The sequence below is a fragment of the Vibrio ouci genome, assembly GCF_004551525.1.
In the GTDB taxonomy this organism is placed as follows: domain Bacteria; phylum Pseudomonadota; class Gammaproteobacteria; order Enterobacterales; family Vibrionaceae; genus Vibrio; species Vibrio ouci.
In genome coordinates, this window is the sequence record NZ_SATR01000433.1 from 1 (window position 1) to 349 (window position 349).

1 protein-coding gene is annotated in these 349 nt (G+C 46.1%); it reads left to right on the plus strand.

Annotated features, from left to right (window positions below; genetic code table 11):
* A partial coding sequence (locus tag ELS82_RS26140; RefSeq protein WP_134837874.1) for a hypothetical protein occupies positions 1 to 349 on the plus strand: 349 nt, incomplete at both ends.

Here is a 349-nt window from a genome sequence, read left to right on the forward strand (position 1 = left end):
ACTAACCTGAGACGGGCTTACATCGACTTAACCCGGGCCAGCGAGCACATCAGACTCTACACCGATAACCCCAAACAGATGATAAAGAACTGGCTGTCAAAAGAGGTCTATAAAGCCAGTGCGATTGAGACCCTCAAACAAATCCCGCCTCAATCGACCACGTACTTTAACGATGCCCCACTCCTTCACGAAGACGTTCGTTTTCAAAAAAGCAATCGCGATTTCGACTACCACATCTTTAGAGAGCACATTAATGCGGAGCTGCCGAAATACACCGAAAGCTTAGCGATTCATTTATTGGGACAACCAAACACCTCTAAGTCCAACAGAGACTATTTAACCTTTGGGA